The sequence below is a fragment of the Sphingobium sp. FG58 genome, assembly GCF_057809055.1.
On the sequence record NZ_JBMDJF010000007.1, the window covers coordinates 226,786 to 233,046 of the forward strand.

A 6,261-nucleotide genomic window follows, 5' to 3' on the forward strand; every position below is an offset into this window, starting at 1 on the left:
GCTCAGTTGCCCCGTCGACGCACGGCCCATTGCTGTAGCGGATATTTGGCGAAATTTCGGGCCAGATCGCGCAATGCAAACAGCCAGTCGGTGGCAGGACGATCGCTTAGAAAACGGATCGCTCTTCTCTGCACCTCGAACGTTGACAGAAAATAGCCCGGCGACCAGGCGAATTTCTGTCCGAAATGATATCGTTTGGCAATCCGCACCGGCGCGCAGCGGGCGAGGCGAAAGCCGCCCGCACCCAGACGGACCCAAAGATCATAATCGAAATGACTCCGGCGATTGAGAGCATAATTGCCCACCGCTTGCATCGCGTCACGGCGGATGCATGAACCCGAATGGGAAAGCTGGTTCTTGCGGCCCAACCGATGCGTCACGTCAGTCAGCACCGTTGCCTGGGGCTGAATAAGTGTCCAGTCCGCCGTCTCGCCAGGACCGATCATCAGTCTTTCAAAGCTGATCGCAGCCACGTCCGGGCGGTCGTCCATCGCGGCGCAAGCCGTTTCCAGCCAGGTTGGATGCGCCAGATCATCCGCGTCGAGAATAGCGACCAGCGGCGCACGCCCTTGCGCCAGCGCAAAATTCAGTGCCTTGCCGCGCCCCCGATCAACATTTGTGAACAGGGCGAACCGGCTATCCTTATCGCAAAATGCCTGCGCAATGGCAGCGCTGTCGTCCGTGCTGCCGTCGTCCACCAGGATGAACCGCGCATCGGCCAGTGTCTGCGACGACAGAGATGCCAGCGTCGGCCTCAGTGTCTCGGCGGCATTGAAAAACGTGCAAAGTAGATCGATGCTGGCCGGCGGCAACGTCATAGGGCGCATATCCTGATATGAAAACGCCATCCTAGTCGGCAGGCGAGACAATATACCCCACCGTGCCGCTTCTCGCAAGAAGTGGCAGGCATCACCGCATTTGCAAACATACAGGCGATGATGGCAGAGGCTGACGCGACGGTGCCGAAGTAGAAAAGGCGCTCCCTTCGTAAGCGGTGACAATAAAAGCGGTAGGCAAATTCCAACTCAAACGCTGCCATATGGTTTATGCACTGGACAAACCGGGACGCTTCTTGGACAGACGATGCTGTCCTGCAACAAGGCGACCGACGCTGATGACGCAAATGCTTTCGGCAAACTCCGCCCGCCCACCCGCCATGGCCCGTGGCGCGCGCGCGCACAGCAATCTGGAACTGCGCTATGCGGTCGGGATAGTGGTCTATATCCTGCTCTACCCTGCCCTGCTGTCTGCGCTCGCGGGCGACTGGGCCGGCGCGATCGAACAGCGCGAGGAAGGGTCAGCGATCATCCAGCTGCTCAGCATCGCGATCTATGGCCCCGCCTTGTTCATCATGATCGCGCGCTTTGGTGAGGTGATACGCTATCTTCGTCCAGCCTGGCCGCTGTTGCTGTTGCTGTTGTGGGCGGGCGCCTCGATCCTGTGGTCCGTAGAGCCCGATGCTGCCTTGCGTCGCTTCTTCGCCCTTATCCTCTTTAGCCAGGCGGTGTTGTTCGTCGCCATGCAGCAGCGGCATGAACAGTGGCTGCCGATCATGGCAAAAATCTGCCTTGTCGTACTCGTCATTAATATCATTTCGCTCGCCATTCCCGGCGTCGGACTGAATTTCACGGGCAAATATGCGGAATCCGGCTCGATCCGCGGCATTTATCCAGGGAAAAATTATTTCGGCCCGGTGCTGGCCTTTTCGATGCTGATTTTCGCGACGCAGGCTTTTGCGACGCGAGGCGCCACGCGTCGTAGATGGGCAGCGGTGGTGCTGGTCAGCCTGGTGCTGCTCTTTTTCTCCAACTCGCGCACCCCGCTTATCGGCTTTGCTGGCGGGTTCGGTGCGATGTGGCTCACGCGATTTGTCGTAATACCCGAAGGATGGCAGCGGCATCTCACCTTGCAATTGCGCGCCGGATTATCGGTCTTTGCCCTGTTCGGCACCATCGTCGTGCTGCCATCGCTACTGATCGGATTGCTGACCCTGCTGGGACGCGACCTCACCTTGTCAGGTCGCACGCGTCTGTGGGATTATGCCTATGCCATCGGCATCGACCGGCCGATGATGGGTGCTGGATATAAGACCTTCTGGGTGGACAAGCTGACCGCCAATCTGCGCGACTTCCACGCGCATTGGTCGGAAGGTTCAGCGACTATGGCGATGACGGCGAATGGCCATAACGGCTATCTCGACATGTGGTTGGAATTGGGCATTGTGGGCCTGTTTTGCTTCCTCTTCGCGTGGTTCATCTTTCTTGCGCGTAGCCTGCGCAACATCCGTCAGACCCGCGATCCGGCCAATCTATTCCATGTCGGCATATGGGCATATTATTCCATATACAGCATCACGGATTCCAACATTTTGATGCATTCGGACCTTAGCTGGTTCTTCGTGACCTATTGCTTCCTGACGCTGGGCATTGCTTCCTATCGGTCGCGCGCGCCTCAGGCGCAAAGTTAAATGGCTTCTCGCATGACCGTTCCCAACCTCATCGTTGCCGGTGCCCAGAAATCAGGCACAACGTCATTATGCGCCGCGCTGGAGCAGCATCCCGACTGCTACCTGTCCAATCCCAAGGAACCGAATTTCTTTTCGCGCGCGATCAACGAACAGCGACTTGCCAGCTTCAGCAGCTGTTTTCGGGGCGTTCCCGACGACGCACGGGTCGTTGTAGACGGCACGACCACCTATATGGCGGACCCGGCCATAGCCGAGCGAATATACCGCCTGTTGGGGCCAGACACCAAATTCATCTTTGCCCTGCGAAGCCCGCGCAAGCGCGCCTATTCCGGCTTTCTCCATATGCTCAAGCGCGGGCATGAACGGCGCACGGCGCAGGAGGTATTTCTGTCCTTGCCCGACGATCCCGGGGCCGCGGTTCGGGCCGAGCGGGACAATGTCGATGCCGCCGCGGCTGCGCGCCAGCTTATTACACGGCCCTATGTGCGCCAATATGATGATGTGCTGTGGAATTTCCGCTATCTGACCAACAGCCTGTTCGCGGCCCAGATTGAACCGTTCGAACGCCTGTTCGGTCAGGACAATATGCTGATCATATTGTTCGAGGATATGGTGGCCGATTTCATGTCCCAGCGCGCGCGGATCGCGCAATTCCTGGACATTCCCGAACAGGGACTGCCGCAAACCCTGCCCCGCGAAAATCAGACGCGAATGCCCGACACCGGCACATTATGGGGCCGGATCGACGAGCAACTGCGCCGCATCAAGCGAGGCAATTTCGTTTTCGTGCGCAAAGCCGAGGGGCAGGCACCGTCCCGTGCGCCGTCGGACGTTGGCACCAAGCTGATGCGCCTGACTGACAGCGAAGTCGCAGTTTGGGAACAGAGACTTGGTCGCGATCTGCGGGCGGTCGGCTGGTGACCGGCATGAGTAAGGTTACCGTTGTTGACTCACTTCTGCCGCGATGCAAGAACCCTGATTCCAAGGGCATCTCCACCTGTCGAAAAGTAAATCTTTCGTCATGGTGATGATGGGCAAATATCAGGTCGGCGCAAAGTCGGCACAAAGGAAGCAACGATGACAACGGCTGAAGGCCAGTACGTAACGCCTACGGAAGACAGCCCAATTGATCTGCGGACTTTGTGGCTGATCATACTGCGCCGGCGGTTTCCCTTTCTCATCGTGGCGGCAGTCGTCCTGGCGATCGGCTTGGGCATCGCGCTGATCATCCCAAGCAAATATGTCAGTTCCACCAGCGTGCTGATCGAGCGGCGATCGACAAACGTTGCAGAGGGACAGTCGATCGTGTCCGGCCTGCCGGCTGATTCGGCGGCTGTCGATACCGAAGTGCAGGTGCTGCGTTCGCCCGACCTTGCACGCCGCGTCGCCGAGCGGCTGCACCTGGACCGGGATCCCGAATTCAACCCCCGGTTGCGCGAACCGGGTTTTGGCGAATGGCTGGGTGGCCTGTTCGGCAAATCCCCGGCCCCAGTCCGGCCGGGGCTGGATGCCGTCACGAACGCACTGCTCAATCATATGTCCATCGGGCGGCAAGGCCTGACCTATGTCATCAACATCAATGTTTCGTCGCGGTCGCCCCAGACCGCAGCCGACATAGCCAACGCAATGGCGCGCGAATATCTGGAACAGCAGGCCGAATATAAGCGCGCGGTCGCCCAAAAAGCGCAGAATTTCTATTCAGAGCGGATGCGCGCGCTCAGTACCGATGTGCAAAGCAATGCGTCCAGTGCGTCCTCCATCCGGGCGCGCACCGGCATCACCAGTGGCTCAAATCCTTCGTCCTATGACGAACAGACCATCGCAGACCTGCGGCGTCAACATTCCGAAGCTGCCGCCAATCTGGCAGCCAAGCAGGCGCGCTATAGCGCTGCCAGCCGTTCCCAGAATAATCCCTCATCGCTGCCCGACGTACTTGCATCGCAAGTCATCCGCGACCTGCGGTCGCAGCGCGCAAAAATCGCGGTCGATGCTTCACAGGCGACGACCCGTTATGGCAACGACCATCCCGAAGTCGCGCGCACCCGCAATCAGTTGGCCGAAATCGATGGCGAAATCGCGGCTGAAACGCGCCGGATCGTTTCTGGCCTGGCCGCCGAAGTAAACGCTGCGCAGCAGGAAGTCGCCAGCCTGGGTTCCGCCATTGCCCAGCAGCGTTCCGCCGCGATCCGCAATTCCGACGCATCGGTTACCGCCAGGAAGTATGACACGGATGCTGATGCTTCGCGTGAAGTCTATGAGGACCTTGCCAAGCGTCGCAAGGAAACGGTCGCGACGGACGAACTCGCCACGCCCGATGCCAGCATCGTCTCGGTCGCTTCACCGCCCAACTCGCCCAGCTCGCCCAACCGCCCTCTGCTGATCCTGCTGACGCTGGCGGCCGCTCTCACCTTCGGGTTGCTGGCCATCATCATCGCGGAACTGCTTGATGTGAAGATCAGCTCCGGCGAGGATGTCAAACGCCATCTGGGGCTCAACCGCATCGCGTCCATTCCTGGCGTCAGCCCGCGAAACTATGACGAGCATCTTGCGCGCCTGGTTTATGAAAAGCCGCAGTCGAGCTTTTCCGAAGCGATCCGCGCGCTCAACATGACGCTGCGCGGCGGACATGCCAAGCAGGCCCTGCCGAGCGGGCAGGTGATCGTCATCACTTCCGCCCTGCCCCATGAGGGCAAGACCACCATCGCGACGTCGCTGGCCCTTTCCATAGCCAAGGCGGGCAGCCGCGTCCTGCTGATCGACGCCGATGTGCGCCGGCCCCAGGTCGCCGCATCGCTGGGGATCGCCACGCCCGAACATGGCATAGCCGAGGTGGCCACCGGCAAGACGGAACTGGCGTCGGCCATTGTATCCACCGGCACGCCGCTCGACCTGCTGCTGGTCACGGTCATTGCCAAGGGCATCGACATTTTCTCAAGGGGCCAGTTTTCGGACCTGCTTGAAAAAGCCCGCCAGCAATATGACGTCGTCGTAATCGACACCCCGCCGGTCCTGGCCGTCAGCGATGCAACGGTGATCAGCCGGGAGGCCGATCATGTGGTATTCATCACCAGATGGCGCCGGACGTCGCGCTTTGCCGCAAAAGCGGCTGTGGAAGCCCTCAAGGCCGCCGAAGCGCCTTTGTCAGGTGTCGTCCTCAACGCCGTCGACCTGAAGAAACAGTCGCTTTATGCGGACAGTGATCCGCTGGCCTTTTATGGCTCTTACAAGGCCTATTACGCCAACGAGGAATGATCGGCTGTTTCGCTTCTGGAGATTGAGCTAATCCGCGAACGCGGGATGTCCCGGTGCCTGCGCATCCCGCCAAGCGTTTCCCATGCTTAGGCATAAAAGCCCGTCGAACTGGCGCAGCCAGAAAGATGTTCGGCAAACCAAGCCAATTCACCAAGTGTATAACGACAGCGACAAGGTCTATGCAGTCTCCAGCATCATGGTGATCTGGTGATCACAGTCATGCGTGTTTCGCGAACCGGGTTATCCAGTAGTTCACCTGGACTGAATGGAATTCAGATTAGAGCGGTTTTCGACCGTTCTGAATCGGCATGGGATTCTCTTCGGCCGCGATTTCTGATTCAGAGTCCGTGCTGGTGAAGGAGGCCAGCATGGATGGCTCTTTCAACGGATTTGCGCACTCGGCTCTTGGCAGCGGTGGATAGTGGATCGAGTTGCCGTGCTGCGGCCGCCCGATTTGGCGTTGCACCGTCAACGGCGGTCCGCTGGCTGTGGATCGGCGTGCAAAAAGGACCCCGTTAGCGGGGTGATCGGCGTCTAAAAGG

The 6,261-nt window shown here is 59.3% G+C and carries 4 protein-coding genes and 1 pseudogene; 4 read left to right on the forward strand and 1 reads right to left on the reverse strand.

Going from position 1 to position 6,261, the window contains the following annotated elements; all coding sequences use genetic code 11:
* Positions 1-2 precede the first annotated feature (2 nt).
* Positions 3-869: a glycosyltransferase family 2 protein gene (locus ACODR8_RS11445; protein WP_489007332.1), complete on the reverse strand. Its 867-nt coding sequence runs from the start codon at positions 867-869 to the stop codon at positions 3-5.
* A 245-nt stretch (positions 870-1,114) separates the two neighbouring features.
* On the opposite strand from ACODR8_RS11445, the gene ACODR8_RS11450 reads away from it, so the two are divergent.
* The 4 genes and pseudogenes from ACODR8_RS11450 to ACODR8_RS11465 all read left to right on the forward strand — a co-directional run.
* Positions 1,115-2,467, forward strand: a complete 1,353-nt coding sequence (locus tag ACODR8_RS11450) for an O-antigen ligase family protein (protein ID WP_489007333.1) — start codon at positions 1,115-1,117, stop codon at positions 2,465-2,467.
* Positions 2,468-2,479: 12 nt separating this feature from the next.
* The gene (locus ACODR8_RS11455) at positions 2,480-3,388 is read left to right on the forward strand and encodes a sulfotransferase family protein (protein ID WP_489007334.1); all 909 of its coding nucleotides are present in this window, start codon (positions 2,480-2,482) and stop codon (positions 3,386-3,388) included.
* Positions 3,389-3,544: 156 nt separating this feature from the next.
* Complete coding sequence (locus tag ACODR8_RS11460; RefSeq protein WP_489007335.1) at positions 3,545-5,719, forward strand: GumC family protein; 2,175 nt, start codon at positions 3,545-3,547, stop codon at positions 5,717-5,719.
* Positions 5,720-6,091: 372 nt separating this feature from the next.
* Positions 6,092-6,208: pseudogene (locus tag ACODR8_RS11465) on the forward strand (helix-turn-helix domain-containing protein); the annotation flags it as partial.
* Between the last annotated feature and the right edge of the window lie 53 nt (positions 6,209-6,261).

What these genes read in the sequence shown, in the direction of transcription:
- ACODR8_RS11450 (WP_489007333.1), top strand. Translation starts at nt 1,115, where the DNA reads ATGACGCAAATGCTTTCGGCAAACTCCGCCCGCCCACCCGCCATGGCC.
- ACODR8_RS11455 (WP_489007334.1), top strand. Translation starts at nt 2,480, where the DNA reads ATGACCGTTCCCAACCTCATCGTTGCCGGTGCCCAGAAATCAGGCACA.
- ACODR8_RS11460 (WP_489007335.1), top strand. Translation starts at nt 3,545, where the DNA reads ATGACAACGGCTGAAGGCCAGTACGTAACGCCTACGGAAGACAGCCCA.